Source organism: Kitasatospora sp. NPDC085464 (genome assembly GCF_044541955.1).
In the GTDB taxonomy this organism is placed as follows: domain Bacteria; phylum Actinomycetota; class Actinomycetes; order Streptomycetales; family Streptomycetaceae; genus Kitasatospora.
In genome coordinates this window covers 76,699-99,755 of sequence record NZ_JBITTM010000039.1, presented here as the reverse complement: position 1 = coordinate 99,755, position 23,057 = coordinate 76,699, and the positions used below count along the sequence as shown (strand labels likewise).

Annotated in this window: 20 protein-coding genes, 1 rRNA gene and 1 pseudogene; 11 read left to right on the top strand and 11 right to left on the bottom strand. The window is 75.1% G+C overall.

What is annotated here, in order from left to right; translation table 11 throughout:
* Positions 1-103, top strand: a 5S ribosomal RNA gene (rrf, locus tag ACIGG8_RS30865); the annotation flags it as partial.
* A 186-nt stretch (positions 104-289) separates the two neighbouring features.
* On the opposite strand, the gene ACIGG8_RS30860 is transcribed toward rrf, so the two are convergent.
* Together ACIGG8_RS30860 and ACIGG8_RS30855 are read right to left on the bottom strand one after the other, a co-directional pair.
* Positions 290-847: a hypothetical protein gene (locus ACIGG8_RS30860; protein ID WP_396552002.1), complete on the bottom strand. Its 558-nt coding sequence runs from the start codon at positions 845-847 to the stop codon at positions 290-292.
* Between the two features lie 225 nt (positions 848-1,072).
* Positions 1,073-1,975, bottom strand: coding sequence for a nuclease (locus ACIGG8_RS30855; RefSeq protein WP_396552001.1), 903 nt, complete (start codon positions 1,973-1,975; stop codon positions 1,073-1,075).
* A 319-nt stretch (positions 1,976-2,294) separates the two neighbouring features.
* Here ACIGG8_RS30855 and ACIGG8_RS30850 point away from each other — a divergent pair, with 319 nt between their 5' ends.
* A complete protein-coding gene (locus tag ACIGG8_RS30850; protein ID WP_396552000.1) occupies positions 2,295-2,615 on the top strand; it encodes a hypothetical protein in 321 nt (106 codons plus the stop codon).
* 162 nt (positions 2,616-2,777) lie between these two features.
* Here the strand turns inward: ACIGG8_RS30850 and ACIGG8_RS30845 are convergent, their stop codons facing one another.
* Together ACIGG8_RS30845 and ACIGG8_RS30840 are read right to left on the bottom strand one after the other, a co-directional pair.
* Positions 2,778-3,392, bottom strand: coding sequence for a TIGR03086 family metal-binding protein (locus tag ACIGG8_RS30845; protein ID WP_396551999.1), 615 nt, complete (start codon positions 3,390-3,392; stop codon positions 2,778-2,780).
* Positions 3,393-3,501: 109 nt separating this feature from the next.
* On the bottom strand, positions 3,502-5,181 hold the full coding sequence (locus tag ACIGG8_RS30840; RefSeq protein ID WP_396551998.1) for a phytoene desaturase family protein: 1,680 nt from the start codon (positions 5,179-5,181) through the stop codon (positions 3,502-3,504).
* Positions 5,182-5,882: 701 nt separating this feature from the next.
* On the opposite strand from ACIGG8_RS30840, the gene ACIGG8_RS30835 reads away from it, so the two are divergent.
* Positions 5,883-6,908, top strand: coding sequence for an NUDIX domain-containing protein (locus ACIGG8_RS30835; protein ID WP_396551997.1), 1,026 nt, complete (start codon positions 5,883-5,885; stop codon positions 6,906-6,908).
* Positions 6,909-7,161: 253 nt separating this feature from the next.
* Here the strand turns inward: ACIGG8_RS30835 and ACIGG8_RS30830 are convergent, their stop codons facing one another.
* The 3 genes from ACIGG8_RS30830 to ACIGG8_RS30820 all read right to left on the bottom strand — a co-directional run bounded on the left by ACIGG8_RS30830 (position 7,162) and on the right by ACIGG8_RS30820 (position 9,915).
* A complete protein-coding gene (locus ACIGG8_RS30830) occupies positions 7,162-7,914 on the bottom strand; it encodes an FAD:protein FMN transferase (RefSeq protein ID WP_396552004.1) in 753 nt (250 codons plus the stop codon).
* 30 nt (positions 7,915-7,944) lie between these two features.
* Positions 7,945-8,418, bottom strand: coding sequence for an FMN-binding protein (locus ACIGG8_RS30825; protein WP_350521069.1), 474 nt, complete (start codon positions 8,416-8,418; stop codon positions 7,945-7,947).
* A gap of 105 nt (positions 8,419-8,523) precedes the next feature.
* Positions 8,524-9,915: a ferric reductase-like transmembrane domain-containing protein gene (locus tag ACIGG8_RS30820; protein WP_396551996.1), complete on the bottom strand. Its 1,392-nt coding sequence runs from the start codon at positions 9,913-9,915 to the stop codon at positions 8,524-8,526.
* A gap of 228 nt (positions 9,916-10,143) precedes the next feature.
* On the opposite strand from ACIGG8_RS30820, the gene ACIGG8_RS30815 reads away from it, so the two are divergent.
* Both ACIGG8_RS30815 and ACIGG8_RS30810 read left to right on the top strand, forming a co-directional pair.
* Positions 10,144-10,860 (top strand): response regulator transcription factor, encoded by a 717-nt coding sequence (locus ACIGG8_RS30815; RefSeq protein WP_396551995.1) that lies wholly within the window; start codon positions 10,144-10,146, stop codon positions 10,858-10,860.
* Between the two features lie 47 nt (positions 10,861-10,907).
* A complete protein-coding gene (locus ACIGG8_RS30810) occupies positions 10,908-12,437 on the top strand; it encodes a sensor histidine kinase (protein ID WP_396551994.1) in 1,530 nt (509 codons plus the stop codon).
* Positions 12,438-12,555: 118 nt separating this feature from the next.
* Here the strand turns inward: ACIGG8_RS30810 and ACIGG8_RS30805 are convergent.
* Positions 12,556-13,527: pseudogene (locus ACIGG8_RS30805) on the bottom strand (GlxA family transcriptional regulator); the annotation flags it as partial.
* A 229-nt stretch (positions 13,528-13,756) separates the two neighbouring features.
* On the opposite strand from ACIGG8_RS30805, the gene ACIGG8_RS30800 reads away from it, so the two are divergent.
* Positions 13,757-14,347: an isochorismatase family protein gene (locus ACIGG8_RS30800; protein WP_396551993.1), complete on the top strand. Its 591-nt coding sequence runs from the start codon at positions 13,757-13,759 to the stop codon at positions 14,345-14,347.
* 178 nt (positions 14,348-14,525) lie between these two features.
* Positions 14,526-16,229 carry a polyprenyl diphosphate synthase gene (gene uppS, locus ACIGG8_RS30795; protein ID WP_396551992.1) on the top strand — a complete coding sequence of 568 codons (1,704 nt, stop codon included), beginning with the start codon at positions 14,526-14,528 and terminating at the stop codon, positions 16,227-16,229.
* Here uppS and ACIGG8_RS30790 read toward each other — a convergent pair.
* A complete protein-coding gene (locus ACIGG8_RS30790) occupies positions 16,186-16,932 on the bottom strand; it encodes a hypothetical protein (RefSeq protein WP_396551991.1) in 747 nt (248 codons plus the stop codon). The genes uppS and ACIGG8_RS30790 overlap by 44 nt on opposite strands.
* Before the next feature lie 314 nt (positions 16,933-17,246).
* Here ACIGG8_RS30790 and ACIGG8_RS30785 point away from each other — a divergent pair, with 314 nt between their 5' ends.
* Positions 17,247-18,260 carry an ArsR/SmtB family transcription factor gene (locus tag ACIGG8_RS30785; RefSeq protein WP_396551990.1) on the top strand — a complete coding sequence of 338 codons (1,014 nt, stop codon included), beginning with the start codon at positions 17,247-17,249 and terminating at the stop codon, positions 18,258-18,260.
* 379 nt (positions 18,261-18,639) lie between these two features.
* Here the strand turns inward: ACIGG8_RS30785 and ACIGG8_RS30780 are convergent, their stop codons facing one another.
* Together ACIGG8_RS30780 and ACIGG8_RS30775 are read right to left on the bottom strand one after the other, a co-directional pair.
* Positions 18,640-19,404: an alpha/beta fold hydrolase gene (locus ACIGG8_RS30780; protein WP_396551989.1), complete on the bottom strand. Its 765-nt coding sequence runs from the start codon at positions 19,402-19,404 to the stop codon at positions 18,640-18,642.
* 144 nt (positions 19,405-19,548) lie between these two features.
* Positions 19,549-19,902 carry a DUF6401 family natural product biosynthesis protein gene (locus ACIGG8_RS30775; protein ID WP_396551988.1) on the bottom strand — a complete coding sequence of 118 codons (354 nt, stop codon included), beginning with the start codon at positions 19,900-19,902 and terminating at the stop codon, positions 19,549-19,551.
* A gap of 152 nt (positions 19,903-20,054) precedes the next feature.
* On the opposite strand from ACIGG8_RS30775, the gene ACIGG8_RS30770 reads away from it, so the two are divergent.
* From ACIGG8_RS30770 to ACIGG8_RS30760, 3 genes are all read left to right on the top strand, one after another.
* On the top strand, positions 20,055-20,981 hold the full coding sequence (locus tag ACIGG8_RS30770; RefSeq protein ID WP_396551987.1) for an LLM class F420-dependent oxidoreductase: 927 nt from the start codon (positions 20,055-20,057) through the stop codon (positions 20,979-20,981).
* A 200-nt stretch (positions 20,982-21,181) separates the two neighbouring features.
* Positions 21,182-21,889 (top strand): AAA family ATPase, encoded by a 708-nt coding sequence (locus tag ACIGG8_RS30765; protein ID WP_396551986.1) that lies wholly within the window; start codon positions 21,182-21,184, stop codon positions 21,887-21,889.
* 98 nt (positions 21,890-21,987) lie between these two features.
* Complete coding sequence (locus ACIGG8_RS30760; RefSeq protein WP_396551985.1) at positions 21,988-23,025, top strand: zinc metalloprotease; 1,038 nt, start codon at positions 21,988-21,990, stop codon at positions 23,023-23,025.
* Positions 23,026-23,057: the final 32 nt, after the last annotated feature.

Genomic DNA, 23,057 nt, shown 5'->3' with positions numbered 1-23,057 from the left:
CGTGAGGGAAACGCCCGGTTACATTCCGAACCCGGAAGCTAAGCCTCACAGCGCCGATGGTACTGCAGGGGGGACCCTGTGGGAGAGTAGGACGCTGCCGAACAATCATTGCTGAAGAACCCCTATCCGGATTCCGGATGGGGGTTCTTCGCGTTTCCGGGGACTTTCTTCCGGCCGCAGGATCCGCCCCCCCGGGGGGGCGGATCCGCGCGGGCTCAGTGCGGGTAGCGGTTGCGGATGGCCTCGGCGGCGTCGGTGCCGCCGGGCTGGCGGTGGCCGCCGGGATCCGTTAGGGCGTGGTGTCGCCGAGGCTCCTCATGACGGCGAGCCGGGCGGACCACTCGCGTTCGGCGAAGGCGAGGGCGCGCTCCAGCGTGTCGACGAGGACCGTCCGGCTCACCGACACCACCGTCGGCTCGTGCCGGGGCTCGGCTCCCCAGGCGGCACCGCCGACCTCGCGCACCCGGCAGGCCAGGTGCACCCGGTCCCCGTCGGGGAACGCCAACGCCACCACCTGATCGGTGCACTCGCCCCACTCCAGGAACTCGCACCGGGCGAGTTCCGCCCCGGCCCCGGCGGCGGTCCCGGCGCCGTCGTCGCCGCCGGACATCCAGGTTTCGGCGAGGAGGAAGGACGCGGAGGGGGTGGTGAAGCCCACCGGCCGAGCGGTCGGCGTGCGGTGGCGGCCGAGTTCGTCCTTGAGCTTCTTGACCAGCAGCGGCGGGTAGAACGCGTTGTCCCACGTGTTCACATGGAGCCCGCCGACGAAGACGTCGACACGCAGCAGCCCCGGGCCCTGTTCGATGTGGAACTCCAGACCGAATCCGGTCCGCGACCCGAACAACACGGCGACCTCCCCAGCCCCGACGCGACTCCCGTCGCGGCCCGATCCTACTGAGCGGCCTTCGACACGCGGCCCGGCCGGGCCGGCCCGACCGACTCGGGGGCATCACCGCGCGGACGGCTGCAACGGCCTCACCGGGCCGGGGGAGCGGGGAGGCGGCGTGACGGTCGGAGCCGTCCGCCGACGGCTCCGTACCGGGGCGGTTGCCCGGACCGCGGGCGGGACGGGCTACTTCTCGGTGAACAGCAGGTCCTCGATGGGGCGGGTCATCCGCAGCGTGCCGCCGTTGGTGACCTCGACCACGTGCTGGAGGCCGACGGTGGGCGGCTTGGGCTGCTCGGGGAGGGTGAACTCGTCGGCGCCACCGGCGAGGAAGGCGGGCAGGCAGCCCAGTCCGGGGCCGAAGAGCCGGATGTAGTCGACGAGGCGGCGGAAGAGCTTCGGGAGCATCACGAGGTCCTCGGTGATCGATTCGAGGTTCTCGATCTTCGCGCCGCTGGTGGTCACGTCGTGCAGCCAGACGCTGTCGGGGGCCATGGCCGTGCGGGCCTGCCGGGCGGTGGCGGTGAGGTCGGCCCGCAGGAGGTCGGGCAGGCTCTGGTAGAAGGTGGGGTAGACCAGCCCGCGCGAGAGCAGGTGGTGGTTGACGGTGTCGTGCAGCATGTCGACGGTGACGTCCAGCCGGAAGCCGCTCCGCGCGGGCTTCGGCGGGTCCCCGACGCTCGGCGCGTCCCCGCGCCCGACGAGGGCCACGCAGCGGTGGAAGACGTCGGCGCCGCCGGTGAGGATGTAGCCCGGGACGGCGGCCGGCGTCGAGGCGGTCACCTTCTCCGTGTCGTCCTGCACGACGTCGGTGAAGCCCAGCCACTTCAGCAGTTCGTTGCGGGCGGCGTGTGCGCCGAGCCCGAGCGGCTGGTGCGCGAAGTCCGGCCCGACGCCCTTGTAGTGGGTTTCCAGGGCGTCGATCGCGTCCAGCCGGAGCGAGGCGCCGCCGTGCTCGTCGCGGTCGACCCGGTTGCGGCCCGGGACGTCGAACCAGAAGCCCGGGTCCTGCGGTAGGAAGTGGACGGTGTCGCCGTCGGGTCGGTCGTGGAGGACCTGGTACGAGCCGGTGATGAGGACCATGGACATTGTCTGCCTCCCGGATCTGACCGGACGCGGCTCGGGTCGGACGCCACCGCCGTGGTACCGGGGCCGAAGCTCCGTCCGTATGCGAAGGGCTCTGGCCTGGCGGGCCCCGGGTGGCGAATCCGGCGGCAGTCGTCCGCATCGCCCTTTTCCTCCACCATGCGCCCGTCCGGCGGTGGTGTCACGCCGGAGGGAGGTGCTCACGCACTGTGAGGGGCGGGCGCCGGCTGCCGTGGATCGCCCGGTGCGCCGGTCGGCGCGACGGCCGGTGCGCCGGGGTGTGGGCTCGTGGCGCCACAGCCTGGTGAAGGACGGCATATGGATGTGTTCCGGCTCGCCCGTCGTGCCCGGGTACGTCATCACCAATCACCTGCGGGCCGGCTGCGGCGGCATCGGCTCCTGGCAGCACGGCCTCCCGCATGACGGGATCTGGACCTGCTCGGGCGCCCCGGTGGTGGCGGGCTACGTGATCACCGGTCACATGCAGGCCGGCTGCGACGGCGCCGGCGCCTGGTACCACAACACCGCCCGCGTGGGCCTGTGGACCTGCCCGGGTTCGCCCATCCCGCCCGGCTTCCGCTCCACGACCTACTCGGCAGGTGGCTGCAACGGCCTCGGTGCCTGGGTGCTCGCGCGCGCCTGACGGGCCGCGGGGCCGGTGGACCGGCGGACCGGTGGGTCGGCGGTTCGGACGGGTTCGGACGGTCCGAGGGCCTGGCGGCCCCGCGGGCACGGCCTCCGTCCCCGCGTCCGGATCCGGGCGCGGGGACCTGCCGTCCGGCGGGCCGACCTGGCTGGCGGGCCGTCAGCGCAGCTTGTCGTAGGACCAGTTCGGGTCGCGCCCGGTGAGGGCCAGCAGCCGGTCCTGGGCGTCGGCGGCCTGGGCGTCGGCCACCGGCGGGTCGAACAGGCCGGTGCCGGCCAGGTTGCGGTAGCCCTGGAACTCGGTGAGCGCGTACGCGGCGGCGCCCGGCGGCATCCGGCCGCTCTCGCCCAGCGCCCGGGCCAGGTCCCAGCTGTGCACGACGGTCTCGGCGGTCAGCTCGCGGGCGTACCCGCCGGCGTCGCGCACCCCGTACGACAGGTGGACCAGCAGGTCCGGCGCGCCCGGCTGGTGCAGCGCGCGCACCGCGGTGTCGGCGGCCATCGTCCACACCCCGACAGGGTTGCGGCCCAGCACGTCGCCTTCGAACCGGCGGCCGATCGCCTCCGGGGTGTAGCCTGCCACCGCCTGGCAGACCCAGAGGTGCTGCGCGGCAAGGTGGTTCACGAGTGTGTGGACGTCCCAGCCCCGACACGGGGTGGGTGCCGTCCAGCCGTCTTCCGGAACGGCCCGCACGAGGCGGGTCACCTCCGCCACGGCAGCGACGTAGTGTTCACGGACCTCGACGTGGAAACCGGGAGGATGCGGACATTCCATCGGAGGGCCTCCCTCCTGTCCTGCTCACTCTCAGTAAACCGCCACCGGGAGTGACTTGCCAGGTTTACGGGGGGCCGACCGCCGTGGGTGCTCGCCCGGTGGCTCCCCGTCAGCGGCCGCCGAGCTCCTCCAGCACGGCCCGGGCCGCGTTGTGCCCCGGGATCCCGCTGACCCCGCCACCGCGCACGGCCCCCGCGCCGCACAGCAGGACGTTCGGGCGGTCCGTCGCCACGCCCCAGCGGGCGGCGGCACCGCCCGCCGCAGCGCGGGCGCGGTCCTCGTACCGGCCCCCGTCCCGGCCCTCGACCTCGCCCCCGTCCCGGCCCGGGAAGGATGCCTCCCGTTCCGGGAAGGACGCCTCCCGGAACGGGAAGGACAGGTCGCGGTGGAAGATGTGGCCGCCCGGCAGGCCGATCTCCCGCTCCAGCTCCGGCGGCGTCCTGGCCTCGACGCAGGGGCGGCCGTCGGCGTCGGTGGCCAGGCAGTCGGCGATCGGCTCGGCCAGTACCGCGTCCAGCTCTGCCAGGCTCGCGGCCAGCGCCCGGTCCTTGGCCGCCGGATCGCCGAACAGGCGGGCGGGCATGTGCAGGCCGAAGAGGGTCAGCGTCTGCAGCCCCTGCCGGACGGCCTCCGGGCCGAGGATCGACGGATCGGTGAGGGTGTGGCAGTAGATCTCGGACGGCGGCGCCGAGGGCATCCGGCCGGCCCGTGCCTCGGTGTACGCGGTCGCCAACTGCCGGTAGCCCTCGGCGATGTGGAAGGTCCCCGCGAAGGCCTCGCGCGGGTCGGCGGCGGTGTCCCGCAGGCGCGGCAGTCGGCGCAGCACCATGTTGACCTTCAGCTGGGCGCCCTCGGGTGCGGGCCCCGGTTCGTCGCCCAGCAGCCGGGCCAGGACCGCGGGCGCGGCGTTCACCAGCACCCGGCGTGCCGCCACCGTCCCCTCGGCGTCCCGGTCCGGGGCCCGGTAGGACACCTCGGCGTCGCCGTCGCGGTCGGCCGCGACGCCGGTGACCTCGTGCCCGGTCCGGATCTCGGCCCCGGCCGCCAGCGCCGCCTCGGCGAGTGCGCCCGTCACCGCGCCCATCCCGCCGACCGGCACGTCCCAGTCGCCCGTGCCGTTGCCGATCACGTGGTACAGGAAGCAGCGGTTCTGCCGGAGCGACGGGTCGTGGGCGTGGGTGAAGGTACCGATCAGCGCGTCCGTCAGGACCACCCCGCGCACCAGGTCGTCCGCGAAGCTCCGCTCGACGGCCACACCCAGCGGCTCCTCGAACAGCGACCGCCAGGCGTCCTCGTCCGCGACCCGCCGGCGCAGCTCCGCGCGGGAGGGCAGCGGTTCGGTCAGCGTCGGGAACACCCGCTCGGCGACCCGCCCGGTCATCCCGTAGAAGCGCTGCCAGGCCTGCCACTCCCGGTCGCCGCCGGTCAGCGCCCGGAACGACTCCCGGGTCCGGCCGGGATCGCCCGCGTCCACCAGCAGGCCGGTCGGCTTGCCGTCCCGCTCGACGGGCGTGTACGAGGCGATCCGGCGCCGCCGCAGCTCCAGCCGCAGCCCGAGGTCCCGCACGATCTTCCCCGGCAGCAGGCTCACCAGGTACGAGTAGCGCGACAGCCGCGCGTCCACCCCGGGGAACGCCCGCGCGGACACCGCCGCCCCGCCCACCCGGTCCAGCCGCTCCAGCACCAGCACCCGCTGCCCGGCCCGTGCCAGGTACGCCGCGGCCACCAGCCCGTTGTGTCCGCCGCCGACGATCACGACGTCGTACCGCGAGGACGCGTTCGTGTTCATCCGGCCACGCTACGCCACATCGCGGACGCGCGGAACAGCCGTGCACGGCCCGGCCGGGCCCCTCGCCGGCCAGGCGTCCGCCCTGGTGCGTGGAAGCCACCCGCCCGTGCTCGCCGACCGGGGGCTTTCCAAAGGCCGTCCGCTCGCTCGCCACCCACCATGCCGTCCCCCCGGACCGATCTCACCACCAGTGCCGCCCCTCGTCCGGCTGCGACCACCGCCGACCGGATCGCAGCCGGGTCGAGGACGACGGAAGGACGCTGCCGTCGAAGGCACCGGAAGCGGCCTGCCCGGGATCCGACACCGGGTCTCCGCGTTTCGACGGCCATCGACCTGTCCGGTACGACCGGGGACCCGGCCGTACCGGAGGTGGACATCCCATTCGGATCCTGATCGGCGACGACAACGCCCTGACCGCCGGCGCATCATCCGAACCGGAGCGGGACGGCCACCGGGTCGGCCCGGGCGCCCTCGTGCAAATCCCGTTCGATCCGCCGCAGTCCGGGATGGCGGCGTTCCGCCGGCGAGGCACGAGGCGCCACCACGCAGGCGCCGTCCGCGACCGGTCACCGGAAGGGCCGTCGCCGAACGGCGCGCGCACCGTGGTGATGGACGCGGCGGCCGGTCTGCCTGAAGGCCTTTCCCCGGGTGGCCGACGACCCCACAATGGGGCGGGCGGCGCATGAGGGTGGGGGAACCGGGTGGAGTGGCTGCTGGGGATCGGCGGAGCGCTGTTGCTCGGCGTGCTGACCAATCTGGTGTACGACTTCGCCAAGTACGGCGGCTCGCGCATCGGTTCGCGCCTGCCGGCGCCGCGCGTCCGGCGGATGAGCCTGTCGGAGGCGGCGCGGGCGCACGACGTCCGGGCGGACGGGCTGGCGCCCCTGATCACCTGGTCGGCGTCCCGGCCGCTCACTCCCGGCACCTTGGTGACCTCGTACGACGGGCGGGTGGCGCGCCCGCACCGGCTGGACGCGGTCGGGTGGGCCGACGAGGTGGAGCGCCAGCGCGCCGCCGGGGCGGCGGGCCGCACGGCGTACGTCTCGCGGCTGACGGTCGATCACGGTGAGCACAGCGCGGCACGGATGTGCGAGGTGAGCATCGCCGAGAGCGACTACGCGGAGTGCATGGCCACCACCCGGCTGGGCCGGGAGGATCCGGAGGCGGGACGGCTGTTGCGCGAGGCGCTGGACGAGGGGCTGACGAGCTTCGTGGCGACCGCGCCGCCGACGATGATGAGCGCCTGCGTCGCGGTGCGGGACCGTGCGGGCCGACTGTTGCTGCTCCGTCGCTCGCTGGCGGTCCGGACCTTCCCGGCGCAGTGGACGGTCGGGATCAACGAGACCATGAAGTACCGGGACGAGCCGGGGGCCGCCGAGGACTTCTACGCGCTGGTCCACCGGGCGTTGGAGGAGGAGTTGGGGTTGCTGCCGGCGGACGTCGGGCCGACGGTGATCACCTGGCTGGGCTGGAGCGAGCCGGCTTCCTGCTACACGCTGGTCGCCACCGTCCGGGCCCGGCTGGACGCGGCCGAGATCGACCGCCGCCGCGAGGCCTGCCACAGCACCTTCGAACACGACATGGCGGTCTGGGTGCCGTTCAACCGCCGCTCGGTGTCCCAGCTGGTCGAAGGCGGCGTCTGCCCGGACGGCTCGCAGCGCTGGTCGTACCTGGCGCCACTGGTGGCGTGGGAGGCGTGGCGGGCGGCGCAGCAGGAGCGCGCGTAGGGCGGAGGCATGAGGGTGGCTCATGGGGCCTGGCCCATGAGGCCGGCTCATGGACGTCCGGGCTTCCTTCTCTCACCATGGCTTGCTTCATGGGAGGGGCGGGCATGAGCGGAGCTCATGGCGTCGGCTCATGAGAGTTGCTCATGGCCCCAGGTCATGAGGGTTCCGCATGGTGCAGGTGTGCATGAGCGCACCTCATGCGTGCCCCCATGAGCGCACCTCATGCGCGCAGCTCACGAGTGCGGCTCGGCGCTCACCCGGCGGCGGGTTGCCAGTCCGCCGGCCCGCTCGCGGGGAGGTGGCCGGGTAGGCCCGGTGTCCAGCGTTTGGTGCCGTCCGGCAGGACGGCGAGCGCCTCGATGCCGGGTCGGCGGGCGGCCCAGGCGAGGGCGCGGTCGGGGCCCATGGCGAAGGCGGCGGTGGCCCAGGCGTCGGTGCGGGCGATGCCGGTGCCGGGGGAGCCGACCAGGGTGAGGGAGGCGAGGCCGGTGGCCGGGCGGCCGGTGTGCGGGTCGAGGACGTGCGCGCCGCGCTCGGCGGTGCCGGAGGTGGCCACGGCGAGGTCGCGGCCGGCCAGCACGGCGGCGAGCAGGCCCGGCTGCCGGGGGTCGGCGATGCCGATCCGCCACGGCCCGCCGCCGGTCTGCACGTCCCCGCCGCCGCTGACGCAGTACTGCCGGGCGCCGGAGAAGCGCAGCAGTGCGGCCGCCTCCTCGACCGCCCACCCCTTGACCCAGCCGCTGGGATCGAGCCGTCCGCCGGGCCGTTCGCTGAACCAGCCGTCGGTCTGCGCGGCGGTCTCGCGGCAGGCGGCCAGGACGGTGGGGACGTCCGGATCGCAGTCGGCCAGGGCCAGTTCGCCCCGGCCGAGGCGGCTGATGTCGCTGTCCGGCCGGTAGGTGGAGAACACCGCGTCGATCCGGTGCAGCCGCTCGGTGATCCGTTCCAGTACGGCGGTCGTCCCCGGGCCCGGGTCGCGGACGGTGATCGAGAAGACGGTGCCCATCACGGGCTCGGCGTGGCGGAGCACGGTGTCTCAGCCCTTTGCCCGGTCGAGCGCGCTCTGCAGCGAGCGGATGTAGCCGTCGCTGGTGTAGGTCGCGCCGCTGACGACGTCGATCCGGGCGCTCTGCGCGGAGATCGCCTCCTGGTTGAGTACGGGCAGGGCGGAGGTGTTGATCTCGCGGTCGCGCCGCTCGGCGGTGGGGTACTTGACCACGTCGACGGCGGTGATCCGGCTGCCGTTGAGGGTGACCTGGACCTGCACCGGGCCGTAGCGGGTGTTGACGGTGTCGCCGCTGACCTTCCGGGTGGTGCCGGCGGGAGCGGACGTGGCTGCGGAGGCCGACGGCGCGGGCGCGTTCGACGGCTCCGACACGTCGGAGCCGGTGGCGGTGTCCGACCCCGAGCCGATCACCGGGGCCGGCCCGGCCGCCTCGTGCGGTTTGAGGGAGAGCAGCAGCACCACCCCGGCGGCGGTGGCGGCGCTGGTGACGACGGCTCGGCGCATGGAATCGACGCTCCTCGGGGGTCGGGAGGGCCCGGCAGGACCGGACCGGGCTCGGTGGGGCTCGGTGGTGTGGTGGTGGCAGGAGGCTGAAGGAGGCGGCCGGGCTCAGAGCGAGAAGCTCTCGTGGTGGATGTGTCGCGGTCGGACCCCCGCCGCCCGCAGCGCGCGGACGGCCTCCGCGGTCAGGGCTTCCGGGCCGCACAGGTAGACGTCGTGCCCGGCGAGGTCCGGGACGAGCCGGGCGAGCGCGGTGCCGAGGTCGCCGACCTGGTCCCGCGAGCCGAGCAGCTCGTGCACGGTCGCGCCGCGCCGCCGGGCGACGTCGGCGAGCTCCGTGCGGAACAGCACGTCCTCCGGTCGCCGGGCCCGCTGGACCAGCGTCAGCTCGCCCGGCAGCGTCTCGAACAGGGCGCGCAGCGGGGTGATCCCGACGCCCGCCCCGAGCAGCAGCACCCGGCGCCGGCGCAGCCGCCGCCCGGTGAACGCGCCGTACGGGCCTTCGGCGCGCACCTTGGTGCCCGGGCGTAGGGCGGCGACCGCGGCGCTGTGCCCGCCGAGGTCCTTGACCGTGAAGCGCAGGAACCGCGGGTGCGGCGGCGCGGAGAGCGAGTACGGGTTGGCGGCCCAGCGCAGGCCGGGCGCCTGGAACTGGAGGCGGAAGAACTGGCCCGCCTCGGCGCCGAGTTCGTCCAGTCGCTGCCCGGTCAGGAACAGCGACACCACGCCGGGGCCCTCCGGCCGTACCTCCGCGACCCGCAGCCCGTGCCGCCGGTCCAGCAGCCACGGCCGGGCCAGCCGGTACCAGCCGAGCAACGCCGCCGTGCCGAAGTAGAGCGCGTACCAGGCGGCCCGGCCGGGGCCGCCGCCCAGGTCGGCGCCGGTGGCCAGCTGGTGGGAGAAGGCGAGTGCGACCGCCAGGTACGTCGCCAGGTGCAGGTAGTACCAGGCCTCGTACGACAGGCGGCGGCGCGCGGCCCGGGCGGAGACCGCACCGGTGCCGAGCAGCGCCAGCGTGCCCAGGGTCGCCTTGATCATCTCGGGGTAGTGGAGGACGACCTCCACGCCCTCGCCGATCAGGCCGCGCCCGTCGGTCAGCGCGTAGCCCCAGACGACGGTGAGCACGTGCACCGAGACGGCGGCGACCAGCCAGCGCCCGCCGAAGGCGTGCCAGCGCGCCAGCCGGTCCGTGCCGACCCCGCGCTCCAGCGGCGGCAGCCGCGCCATCAGCAGGAGCAGCACCGGCGCGGCGTACCCCGCGAGCAGTCCGGTGATCCGCCCGGCGCCGGTCAGCCAGCCCGCCGCGCCGACGACCGCCGGGGTGCTCACCCACCACAGCGCCGGCACGCCGAGGGCGCCGACCGCGATCAGGCCGAGCGCGGGGGCCGGTTCCAGCGCGAACGGCGGGTGCGGCGCGGCCCGGTGCCCCCGGCCGGCGGGCGCCGGTCGCGGCCCGCGCCGGGGGTCGGGCCGCGACTCCGGTGCGGCGGCAGTGGTCATCGGGAACCTCCTCAGCGCCCGGCGGCGAGTGCCGCCGAGGCCGACCACGATGGCACCGCAAGCTCTGAGCCGCCTCTGAACCGGACCGCCACCCACGCCCCCGCGCGGCGGCATCAGGCCAGGTCATGACGGGTGTGCTGGTCCACGAACGGCTCTCCGGGGTCTCAGGGCTTTCTCATCGCGGCGGTGCAGAATGAACGCCGCCCAGCACGAGTCCGAGGGAGCAGCATGGACGACACCGCCGACCGCCCGGAGTGGCGCGTCCTGGTCGTCGACGACGAGCCGGACCTGGTCGAGGTGGTCTGCGGAGCCGTCCGCTACGAGGGCTGGCAGGCGCGCGGCGCGACCACCGGACTGGCCGCCGTCGAGGCCGCCGCGGCCTGGCGCCCGCACGCCGTGGTGCTCGACGTGATGCTGCCCGACCTCGACGGCCTGGAAGTGCTGCGGCGCGTCCACGCCGAGCAGCCCGAGGTGCGGGTGCTCTTCCTCACCGCCCGGGACGCCGTCGAGGAGCGGATCGCCGGCATCGCGGCGGGCGGCGACGACTACGTGACCAAGCCGTTCAGCCTGGCCGAGGTGGTCGTCCGGCTGCGCGGGCTGCTGCGCCGGGCCGCCCCGCCCGCCGCGCCGCACCGGCCGCCCGCGCACGCGCTGGTGCTCGGCGACCTCGTCCTGGACGACCGGGCCCGCGAGGTGACCCGCGGCGGCGAGACCGTCGAACTCAGCCCGACCGAGTACGCGCTGCTCGCCCACCTGATGCGCCACCCCCGCCAGGTGCTCAGCAAGGCCCAGATCCTGGACGCGGTCTGGTCGTACGACTTCGGCGGGCAGGCGCACATCGTCGAGCTGTACATCAGCTACCTGCGGAAGAAGGTGGATGCGGGCCGGAGCCCGATGATCCACACGGTGCGGGGCGCGGGGTACCTGATCAAGGCCGCGACATGAGCCCGCGCCGTCCGACCCGCCCGCGCCGTCCGACCCGCCCGCTCCGCATGACCCGCCCCCTCCGCATGACCCGCCCGACCGCCCCGGCCGGCCCGCGCGGCAGCCGGCTCCGGCCCGTCCCCCGGACCCTGCGCGCCCGCCTGATCGCCGGCCTGCTGGTGCTGCTCGTCGTCACCTGCGCCGCCGTGGGCTTCGCCACCACTGCAGCGCTGCGCCACTTCCTGGTCGACCGCCTCGACCAGCAGCTCGCCGAGGCCGGCGGCCGCTACGCCGCCAGCCTGGAGCACACCGGGCAGGGCGGCGGCCCCGACACCCGGGCGCAGACCCCGGGCACCCTCGGCGTACGGCTGCTCGGTGGGCGGGTCACCGCGGCGGGCGTGGTCGACGGTGATGCCGACGACACGGACGGCCCCGACGACGAGGACGACCGGATCAGCTTCACCCCCGCCCAGCAGCGGGCGCTCGCCGCCCTGCCGGTCGGCGGCCCGGCCCGCACCCTCGACCTCGGCGAGGCCCAGGGCCACTACCGGGTCCGGGCGGTCGCCGGGCGGGACGGCGACGTGCTGGTCAGCGGCCTGCCGCTGCGTCCGGCCGAGGAGACCGTCCGGCGGCTGGAGGGCCTGGAGCTGACGGTCTTCGCTATCGCCGTCGCGGCCGCCGGTACGGCCGGGGCGCTCTGGGTCGGCTGGTCGCTGCGCCCGCTGCGGCGGGTGGTGGGCATGGCCGAGCGGGTCAGCGCGATGCCGCTCGCCAGCGGCGAGGTCCTGCTGGCCGAACGGGTGCCGGACGACGACCCGCGCACCGAGGTCGGTCGGGTCGGCGCGGCGCTCAACCGGATGCTCGGCCACGTCGGCGACGCCCTGGCCCGCCGCCACGCCGTGGAGGAACGGCTGCGGGGCTTCGCCGCGGACGCCAGCCACGAGCTGCGCACCCCGGTCGCGACCGTGCGCGGCCACGCCGAACTGGCGCTTCGCCACCCCGGGGAGGTGCCGGCGCCGGTCCGGCACTCGCTGGAGCGGATCGACGCCGAGGCGGTGCGGATGGGGGCGATCGTCGAGGACCTGCTGCTGCTCGCCCGCCTGGACGCCGGCCGTCCACTGGCCGAGGAGGACGTGGATCTGACCCGGATCGCCCTCAACGCCGTGGCCGACGCCCGCGCCGCCGGACCGGACCACCGCTGGCGACTCGCCCTCCCGGAGGATCCGGTCGTGGTCCGCGGCGACGAGCACCGGCTGAGCCAGGCGGCGGCCAACCTGCTGGCCAACGCCCGGACCCACACCCCGCCCGGCACCGGGATCGAGCTGCGGCTGGAACGCGAACGAGTCGGCGGTCAGGTCGAGTTGAGCGTGACGGACGACGGCCCGGGCATCGCACCGGAGCTGCTGGAGCGGGTCTTCGAACGCTTCGTCCGGGGCGACCGCGCCCGCTCGCGGGCCACCGGCTCGACCGGGCTCGGGCTGGCGATCGTCCGGGCCGTGGTCCGGGCGCACGGCGGCACGGTCGACGCGGCCAGCCGGCCGGGCCGTACGGTGTTCACCGTCCGGTTGCCGCAGGGCTCGCCGGAGCGGGAGCCGTGACGGCCGTCGTCGCGTACGTCGTCTGGGCAGTCGTCGCGTCCGTCGTTGCAACGGTCGTCACAGCAGTCGTCGAGCCCGTCGTCGCGTCCGCTGCGGCGGCCGTGCCGGTGCCCCTGCCGGCGGTGCCGGTGCGAAAGCGCAGGCGGTAGTCGGTCGGCGTGGTGCCGAGGCGGCGGCGGAAGGCGCGCACCAGGGTGTCGGTGGTGCCGAACCCGCAGGCGGTGGCGATGCGTTCCAGCGTGGCGTCGCCCGACTCCAGCTCGTGGCGGGCGAGTTCGACCCGGGCCGACTCGACGTACGCGCTCGGCGTGGTGCCCAGCTCCGTCTTGAAGATCCGGGTCAACTGCCGTTCGCTGACGTGGGCGTGGGCGGCGAGGTCCGGGACGGTGAGCCGCCCGGACAGGTTGCGCAGGATGTGGTGGCGCAGCTCCTCGATCCTGCGGGTGGTCGAGACCGGCTCCAGCGGGACGCTGAACTGGCTCTGGCCGCTCGGACGCTTGAGGTACATCACCAGCTGGCGGGCGACCCGCAGCGCCAACTCCTCGCCGAAGTCCTCGGCGACCAGGGCGAGCGAGAGGTCCAGGCAGGCACTGATGCCGGCGCCGGTCCAGACCTCGCCCTCGCGGATGAAGATCGGGTCGGCGTCCACCTCGATCTCCGGGTACTCGTCGGCGAGTTGGTCGGCCGTGGACCAGTGCGTGGTGGCCCGCCGGCCGTTCAGCAGCCCGGCGGCGGCGAGCAGGTGCGCGCCGACGCAGACGCTCGCCACCCGGCGCGAGCGGGCGGCCAGCACCCGGACCCGCTCGACCACCGCCGGGTCGGTGACGGCGCGGACCCGGCTCCGCTCGTCCACCTCGACCGATCCGGGCACCAGCAGGGTGTCGATCCCGCCCTCGGCGGCCCGGTCGAAGGTGAGGTCGGGCAGGATCCGCACGCCCGCAGCGGTGGTGACCGGCGCCATGGTCTCGGCGGCGAGGAGGACCCGGTAGCCGGCCGCGTCGCCGGTCTCCCGCCGGAGCAGCGCGAACACCTCCGGCGGGCCGGTCACGTCGAGCAGGTCGACGCCCTCGAACAGGACGATGACGATCAGCCGCCGGACGGCTCCGGGGCCGGCCCCGACCGGAGCGGCTGCCGCGGTGTCGTTCCCGTCACGGGTCTCGGTCTCGGTGCGCACGGCTGTTCCCCTCGATGTCGGAATCTGCATGTTAGATGGCATTGCCGCCATGCGAGGGCCGCCCGTAGCGTTTTCCGGGCAGGGCGCACCACGCGTGACCTGCCGAAACCCGACTCCCTTCCCGACAACGAAAGGCGGCACCGCTGTGCCCACGACCACCCTGCGCGCCCTCAACGGACTCGACGAGAAGCCGGCCTCGCTCGCCGACGCGACCGTGATCCTGGTCGACTACCAGAACACCTACGTGCGCGGTGTCATGGAACTGGACGGCTGGCAGCAGGCACTCGACGCCGCCGCCGACCTGCTCGCCCGGGCCCGGGCGGCCGGCGCCACCGTCATCCACGTGATCAACGACGGCGGCGAGGGCACCCCGTACGACGTCCGGGCCGAGATCGGGCAGATCCACCCGAGCGTGGCGCCCGCCGAGGGCGAGCGCGTGGTCGTCAAGCAGGTCCCGGACGCCTTCGTCGGCACCGAGTTGGGCGAACTGGTCGACGCGGCCGGCCACCAGGACGTCGTCGTCGCCGGATTCATGACCCACATGTGCGTCACCTTCACCACGGCCGGTGCCTTCCTGCGCGGCAACCGCCCGACCGTCGTCGCCGCCGCCAGTGCGACCCGGCCGCTGCAGTCGGCTGGCACCGAGCTGACCGCCGCCCAGGTCCACCGCGCTGCGCTGGCGACGATCGGAGACCTGTACGGGGTGGTGGTGGAGTCCCCGGCGGACCTGGGCTGACCGACGGGTGAGCCGACGGGCAGCGGGTGAGTCGACGGGCGGCGGGCGGGCCCGAGGGCAGCGGGACCGCCCGCGCCCGCCGGCTGTCCCGTCCGCCGGTCGTCCCGTCCGCCACCGATCCGAGCCTGCCTCGTTGACCAGGCGGAGCACGGTGTCGGTCGGAGGGCGGGGCGCGGGCATGGCGGAGAGCGCGGCGGTCACGGGCCCGCCCGAGCTGCAGGAGTCGTACCGGGCCTGCGCGGCCGAGGTGGGCCGCGCCCTGCCGGCGATGCGGGCCGCCACCGAGGCGCTGCCGAGCGGGCTGCGGCCGTACGTCGACGCGGTGAACGCCTTCGGCTGTCGCTCCGACCGGATCGCCGACGAGGGCCGACCCGCGGAGCGCGGGCGCCGCTTCGCGCGATGGCGGACCGACACCCTCGCCGAGCTGGCGTCCGGCCGCAGCACTCATCCGCTGCGCCGGGCGTTCGTCGACACGGTGCGGCGGTGGGAGCTCGACCGGTCGCTGATCGAGGAGTTCCTGGCGGCGATGCAGGCCGACAGCACCTCCCCGCCCGCCATCGAGACCTTCGCGGACCAGCGGCGCCACATCCGGCTCATCGCGGGGACGATGACCGAACTCTGGGCCCCGCTGCTCGGCGCCCGCGGCCCCCGGGCGGCCGCGGCGCTCTCCGCCCTCGGCGAGGCCTGCCAACTGGCGGACCACGTGCAGGACCTGCCCGCCGACCTCGCGCAGGGCCGCTGCCACCTGCCGCGCGCCGACCTGCGGCGCCTCGGGCTGGACCTCACCGATCTCGTGCGCGCCGCGCCGAGCCCGGCCCTGGACGAGCTGACGGAGGCCCAGCGATCGCACTGGCACACCCTCCTGGAGGAGGCCGTCCCCGCCACCTGGCTGGTGGCGGCGGAGTGCCGGCCCTTCCTGCACACGCTGCTCCTGGGCGCCCAACTGCACTACGACGAACTGACGTTGCTGCGCTCGCGGGTCCTGATCGAGGGCCTGGCGCCGTTGACCACCGACGGCGCCACACCGCACCGCCGCGTCGCCCGCCCTGCGGGGCACGACTGCCCTCCGGAGCGCGACTGCCCTCGGGGGCGCGACTGCCCTCCGGAGCGCGACCGCGTCCCCGCCCACGTCGCGGTGATCATGGACGGCAACCGGCGCTGGGCCGAGGCCCGGGGACTGACCGCCCAGCACGGCCACCACGCCGGTCAGCGGGCCGCGCTGCGCCTGGTCAACGCGGCGCTGCGACTGGGCATCCGGCACCTGAGCATCTACGCGTTCTCGACGGAGAACTGGGGCCGCCCGCCCGAGGAGCTGACCGCGCTGTTCGACTCCCTCGCGGACGGCATCGCCAGGAGCACGGAGGGGCTGCACGCGCTCGGCGTCCGGATCCGCTGGTGCGGCCGACGCGACCGGATCGACGGGTCGCTCGCCTCCTCGATCGCACTGGTGGAGCACCTGACCTCGAACAACGGCGCCCTGACCCTGACGGTCTGCGCCGACTACGGCGGCCGGGAGGAACTCGTCACCGCTACAAAGGCGTTGGCCGCGGAGGCAGTCGCCGGGACGATCCGTCCGGAGGCCATCGGCCAGGCCGACCTCACCCGGCACCTGTACGTCCCGGAGCTGCCGGACGTCGACCTGCTGATCCGCACCTCCGGCGAGCAGCGGATCAGCAACTTCCTGCCGTGGCAGCTCGCCTACGCCGAACTGCTCTTCGACCCGACGCCCTGGCCGGACTTCGACCTCGCCCGGCTTCGCGACGCCGTCCGGGCCTACGCCGGCCGCGAACGCCGCTTCGGTGGCGCGCTGCCCGCCCAGGCCCGGACCGGCCGGGCCCTCACGCCCGCGCGGGGGGAGGGGTGTACACCCCCTCGGCCGTGACGTACGCCAGCACCGTGTCCACGGTGACGGAATGCGGGCCGCAGCTCGCGGTCAGCGCGTCCAGCACCTCCTGGGTGGCGCGCAGCGGCACCTCGCTGAGCCGGACCTTCATCGGCTGCCCGGCCGGCACCGGGTCCGCCGTCAACTTCCCCTCCGCCAGGCCGCAGCGGAACGCCGACCGGTGCCCCATGTCCGCGCCGCCGACCTCGCACCGGCCCGAGGCCAGACCGTCCTCGATCGCACCGGCCAGGTTCACCACCCGGAAGGTGCCCTCGGAGGTGCTCAGGGTGACCCCGCCGTCCAACGCGCCCTCGCCGTGTGCCTTCGGCAGGTCCGCCGGGGAGGGGTCGCCCTCGGCCGAGCGCACCGGGAGCCGGATCGCGGTGCCCCGGTCGTCCCGGACCAGCCGCGCCGGAGCGATGGCCTCCACCACTGCCTTGTAGCGGTCGAGTTGGGCCTGCGCCTCCGCTGTCCAGCGCACCTCCACCCAGCCCTCGGTGACCGTGCCCAGCCGTCCGGCCTGCGCTGCCCGTCGGGTCTGCCCGGCCGGGCCACCCTGTGCGCCGACCCGTGCACCCCGCCCGGCGCCGGTGCCACCGTCGCCGGTGCCACGGTCGACGGCGCCGGCCGCCGTGGCCGTGAACTGTCCAAGCAGCGGGGCGGCCAGTGCCGCGCCCAGCACCGTCCGTCGCGTCGTGCTCATCGCCCGTACCCGTCCTTCCCGGGCCGCTCGGCGCGGCCCCGGGAATGATCATCCGTGCACCGATGAGTCCCGGCGTCGGCCCGGCCGCCCAAACCACCCGCCCGGGGGGAGCGGGGAGCGGACCCGGGGCTCCGCCCCCGTACGAGCGCCCCGGGTCCGCGCCCCGCAGGGTGACCGGTCCGTCACCCGGGCACCCCGGCGGGGAGGGCGGTTCACGAGTCCGATCCTGACCGGGGGAGCGGGCGGCGGGCAAACGATTCGGGTCTCGCCGAACGGTCTTGCGGTGGTGCCGGTCCCGGGGCACGATCGCGCTCGTGCTGCGAATCCTCTTCAGTAGGGACGACCTGACCCGGATCCGGGTCGCGGAGCGTCCGGACATGTCGATGGAGCTGTCCCTCAGCGTGCACGCCCTGGTGAGCGGTGTGCGCGACCCACGCTTCCAGAGCTGGCGGGACCACCTGCGGGCCTCCTGGAACCCGCGCACCGCGCTGCTCTTCGACCTCTACACCGCCACGGCGATCCCGGAGTTCCTCGCCGTCCGGCGCGACCCCGGTGCCACCGAGAGCGCCACCGCCCGGGCGCCCGAGGCACCGCTGCGCGAGCACCTGCGTTCAGTGGGCGGGGAACGGCAGTTGAGCGCCTTCGCCCGCGGGGTCGCGGACGGCGACCGCCGGGCCAGGAAGCTGCTCGGCAACGTCACCGCCGACTATCAGACCCTCGCGATCGACCCCTACCGGCGGCAGATCGAGACCATCGTCACCACCGAGCACTGGCGGAGTCGCCGGCTCACCGAGCCGGACCAGGTGCTCGGATCCCTGCACCCGGCGGTGTGCTGGCGCCGCCCGGTGCTCAGCTTCCCGCTGGCCAACCGGTGCCGGCACGACGTACGGCTGGACGGCCGCGGACTGCTGCTCCAGCCCTGCGTGTTCGGACCGCGCCGCCCCGTCATCGCCCGCTTCGAGGACCCGGAGCAGCAGCCGGTGCTCCTCTACCCGGCCCGGATCGGCGGACCCCTGCGCGCCGAGGCCGGACCACCCGCCCCCAGCCGCACCCTGACCGCCCTGCTCGGCCAGACCCGGGCCGCCGCCCTGGAGGCCATCGCCACCCACGGGCCGTGCTCCACCAAGGAGTTGGCCGCCCGCCTGGACATCTCCACCGCCTCCGCCAGCGAGCACGCCACCGTCCTCGCCGAGTCCGGCCTCACGGCCAAGGACCGCATCGGCCGCACCGTCACCCACCGGCCCACCCCGCTCGGCGAGGCCCTCCTGGCCGGCCGCATCCCGTCCCCGGTCACGGGGCCCCCGGTCACCGGACCGGAGGCCGCCTGACGGTGAGGATGTTCATGAGCGGTTCCCGGGCAGGTCTGACCCACCGCTCTGCTGGCCGGTCAGACCCTCTTCTGGGGCCTGCGCTGGCTCTTCGAGTTCGCCTTCTTCTCCCCGAAGCTGTGGCGCGGAAGCCCCTTCCGCACCATCGCCCACCTCGCCCTCTCCGTCCTCCGGACCTGGGTCACGGCAGTCTTCGCCAGCGCCCTCTGGGAGGTGTCCTGAGGGTTCCGGGGGAAGCGACCACGGACGCCCCGGGCGCCGACCGCCCTATGGACGCAGCCGGGGGCGGACCGGGGGGATCCCTCCATGACCCGCGACGACGACACCGCCGACACGTCGTCGAGCGGTGACGGGACAGCCCGCAGGGCCCGGCGGCCGGTCAGGGGTTGGCCGGGAGGGGCGGGGTGCGGCGGGGTTGGCGCGGGAGGGGGAGGGTGAGGGCCTCCGCGGAGGTGGGCGGGAGGGCGAGGGCGGAGGCGGTCTCGGCGGGGAGGGGGTGGAGGCCGAGGAGGGCGGTGGCGAGGCCGGTGGCGGCGCGGTGCCAGTCGGGGATGCGCTGGAGCATGGCGTGGCCGCTGCCGGTGACGGTGTAGCCGCAGACGCGGGCGCCGGCCGCGCGGCTGCGGGCGGCGAAGGCGCGCGTGTCGGCGGGCAGGGTGACGGTGTCGCGGTCGCCGTGCAGCATCAGCACGTCCCGGCCGGCCAGCTGTTCGCACGGGTCCTCGGCGGGGCACCACGGGGCGAGGGCGACCAGTCCGGTGACGGACGGGTGGCCGCCGGCCTGCAGCGCGGCGCGTCCGCCCATCGAGTGGCCGATCAGGACGGTGGGGACGGGGCCCAGCAGTGCGGACAGTTCGTCGAGCGCGGCGCGCGCGTCCCGGGCGGCGTCGGCGCGTTCGCCGTTCCAGCCGCGGTGCCGGTAGCGGACGGTGGCGACGGCCACGTCGGCGTCCGCCGTGGCCCTGGCCAGCGCGCGCAGGAAGCCGTGCATCCGCAGCAGGGGGAGGTTGATCCGGCCGGGCCGGGCGAGGTTGTGCTCCTCGCCGCCGTGCAGCACCAGGACCGCGGCCCGGGCCCGTTCCGGGCGGATCCGCCAGTGCAGCGCCCGGTGCCCCACCGCGCTGTCCGCCGCCGTACCGCTCACTGCCGCACCGTCCCGTCCGTCCCGCCCCCGTCGCCCGTCCCCCGGACCGCCACTGTACGCGTGCGGACCGCGGGACCCGTCACCCGAGGGGACGTCCCGGACACCGGAGGCCTCCGGACCGGGAGGCGCCGGACCGGGCGGGACTCAGACCTCCAGGAGGCCGTGCTCCCGCACCAGCCAGCAGATCGCGGTGAGCCGCAGTACGGCGTAGTCGTAGCCGACCGGCTCCCGCCAGCCGATCTCGCTGAGCGCGTCCAGGAAGCCCAGCGCGTAGTCCGAGAGTTCCGCACGGTCCAGCGGCCGGGGCGCGAGTTCCGACCCCTGCGCGTACAGCAGCTCGCGCAGCATCGAGGCGTGCTGGTCGACCGCCGCGACGAACCCGGGTTCGAAGGCGAACTCGGCCAGCCGCGGCGTGAAGGCCGTCACGATGCCGGGCAGCGGGCAGCCGGCCGGGTCGTCGGGGGAACGCCGGGAGTACTCGTCGGGGGTCGCGAACATCCGTCCACGGTAGGCGAGGCCGGGAGCGGGCGCGGACGGCCGTGACGGTTCCGTGCTGAGACCTTGGCCACCCGTGCGGAGGGCCGGTACGTTCCGTGGTTCGGCCGGTTCCCTGCGCTCACGACCGTGTGGTCTGTACCAGAATGGTCCGCATGGATCTTCGTATCTTCACCGAACCCCAGCAGGGCGCGAGCTACGACACCCTCCTGAAGGTGGCCCGCACCGCCGAGGAGCTCGGCGCCTTCAGCGCCTTCTTCCGCTCCGACCACTACCTGAAGATGGGCGACGTCGACGGCCTGCCCGGCCCCACCGACGCCTGGATCACCCTGGCCGGCCTCGCCCGCGACACCCGCACCATCCGCCTCGGCACCCTGATGACGGCCGCCACCTTCCGGCTGCCGGGCGTCACCGCGATCCAGGTGGCCCAGGTCGACGCGATGAGCGGCGGCCGGGTCGAGTTCGGCCTCGGCGCCGGCTGGTACGAGGCCGAGCACAGCGCGTACGGCATCCCGTTCCCGAAGGAGAAGTTCGGGCGGCTGGAGGAGCAGCTGGCGATCATCACCGGGCTGTGGAACACCAAGCTCGGCGACACCTTCGACTTCGCCGGCGAGTACTACACGCTGACCGACTCGCCCGCGCTCCCCAAGCCCGCCCAGGACCGGATCCCGGTGCTGGTCGGCGGCCTCGGCCCGAAGCGCACTCCGGCGCTGGCCGCCCGCTTCGCCGACGAGTTCAACCTGCCGTTCGCCTCGGTGGACGACTCCGCCGCCCAGTTCGGCCGGGTCCGCGCGGCCGTCGAGGGGGCCGGGCGCTCGGCCGGCGACCTGGTCTACTCCAACGCCCTGGTCGCCTGCGTCGGCCGGGACGACGCCGAGGTGGCCCGCCGCGCCGCCGCCATCGGCCGCGAGGTCGACGAGCTGAAGGCCAACGGCCTGGCCGGCACTCCGGACGAGGTGGTGGAGCGGATCGGCCGGTACGCGGCCGTCGGCAGCGAGCGCGTCTACCTGCAGATCCTCGACCTGGACGACCTCGACCACCTGGAGCTGATCGCCTCCCGGGTCGCCCCGCAGCTCGGCTGACGATCGCGGCCGGCCGGCTCCGGCTGCCCCTCGCGGGAGCAGCCCGGTCCGGCCGGGTGCGGACGGCTCCGGCCGGCGCCCGTCGGTGTCGGAAAGGTCCGGAAACGGACCCGGTCCTGTCACCGCTCCGGTCACCGGGCCGGGCCCGGCAAGGGCCGTCCGTACCCGCTCCGACCTCCGCCCTTTACTCGCTCTTGGGAATGCGCCATGCTCCTGAGGAGGGAACGGCGGGGGGAGATCCGGTGAGCGGGACGAGAACGGTGCGGGTGGCGGCACCGGAGCTGCCGCCACCGCGCACCGCCGGGGAACGCGTCGTCCTGCCCCCGTCGCACGACCCGCCCGCCCTGCACGAACTGCGCGGACGCGGTCCGGCCGCCCTGCGCTACCCCGTCGGGGACCTGCTGGTCGTGACGGGTCTGCCCGGCAGCGGCAAGAGCACCCTGATGCGCCGCTGCGTCCGGGCCCCGCTGGTCGACTCCCAGCTGGTCCGCGAGGAGTACGCGGCCCGACTGCCCGGCCGTCTCCCTTACGCCCTCTACCGCCCGCTCGCCCGGCTCGCGCACTACCGCCGGCTGCGCCGCGCCGTCCTGGACGGCGGGGCGCTCGCGGTGCACGACTGCGGCACGCTGCCCTGGGTGCGGGCCTGGCTCGCCCGCACCGCCGCCCGCCAGGGCCGCCGGGTGCACCTGCTGCTGCTCGACGTCGACCCGACCGAGGCGCTGGACGGTCAGCTGCGGCGCGGGCGCGGCGTCTCGCGCTACGCCTTCGCCCGGCACCGCTCCGGTGTCGAGCGGCTTCGGCGGCGGATCCTCGGGGCCGGCCGGCTGCCGGCCGGGTGTGCGTCGGCCGTGGTACTCGACCGGACCGCCGCGCGCGCCCTGCGGGAGATCGACTTCACGGCGTCGTAGTCTCGGCGAGTCCGCGCCGGGCCTCGCGCCGGCGGGTCCGGCCGGAGCGCGCCCGGGCGCGGCCGAGACCCCGTCGACTCCCCCCGTCAGGAGCGCAGATGCGCCGTACTGCCCGGGTGCGCTCGCGTGCCCCCCGCCTGTTCCCCTGCGCCGCCGCACTGGTCACCGCCGCCGGGCTGAGCCAGTTCGCGGCACCGGCACCGGCACCGGCACCGCAGCGCGCGGTTGTCCTCGCCCCGACGACCGCCTGCGACGGCGCCGTCCAGGCGGACGCCGCCCTCGCGGACGCGGGCGACGGTACGCGCGACGGCGCGGGCGACGGGGTGGCCGCGCGGAAGCCGGCGGGCAGCCAGACGGGGAAGGACCCGAACGCCGTCAGCACCGCCCGGGCCCGGGCGATGCAGGCCGACCTCGACGACCGGCTCGCCGCCCTCGGCGCCGCCCGCACCCAGATCGGTGCCCCGACCACCGTGCCGGTCTTCGTCCACGTGATCCACGCCGGTGACGCCGGGAAGCTGGACGACGGCGCCGTCGCCGCCCAGATCGAGCACCTCAACGCCACCTACGGCGGCCAGGGCGCGGGCAACACCCCCACCCCGTTCCACTTCGAGCTGGCCGGCACCGACCGCACCGACAACGCCTCCTGGTACACCGGCATGACGCCCGGTTCGACCGCCGAGCGCGCGATGAAGACCGCCCTGCGCAAGGGCGGCCAGGGCACCCTCAACCTCTACACCGCCCGGCTCGGCCAGTCCCTGCTCGGCTGGTCGACCTTCCCCGACACGTACCGGACGAACCCGACCGACGACGGCGTGGTCGTGCTCGACGCCTCACTGCCCGGCGGCGGCGCCACCCACTACGACGAGGGCAACACCGCCACGCACGAGATCGGCCACTGGCTCGGACTTCTCCACACCTTCCAGGGCGGCTGCCTGACCCCGGGCGACTACGTGGACGACACCCCGGCCGAGCGCAGCGCCACCTTCGGCTGCCCCGAGGGCCGCGACACCTGCCCCACCGCGGGGCTCGACCCGATCCACAACTACATGGACTACGCCTACGACTCCTGCATGAGCCAGTTCACCCCCGGGCAGGTCCAGCGGATGGCGAACTCATGGGCTGCGTACCGCAGTTGAACCAGCCGCAGCCGCGCCGAGTCGCAGCTTGG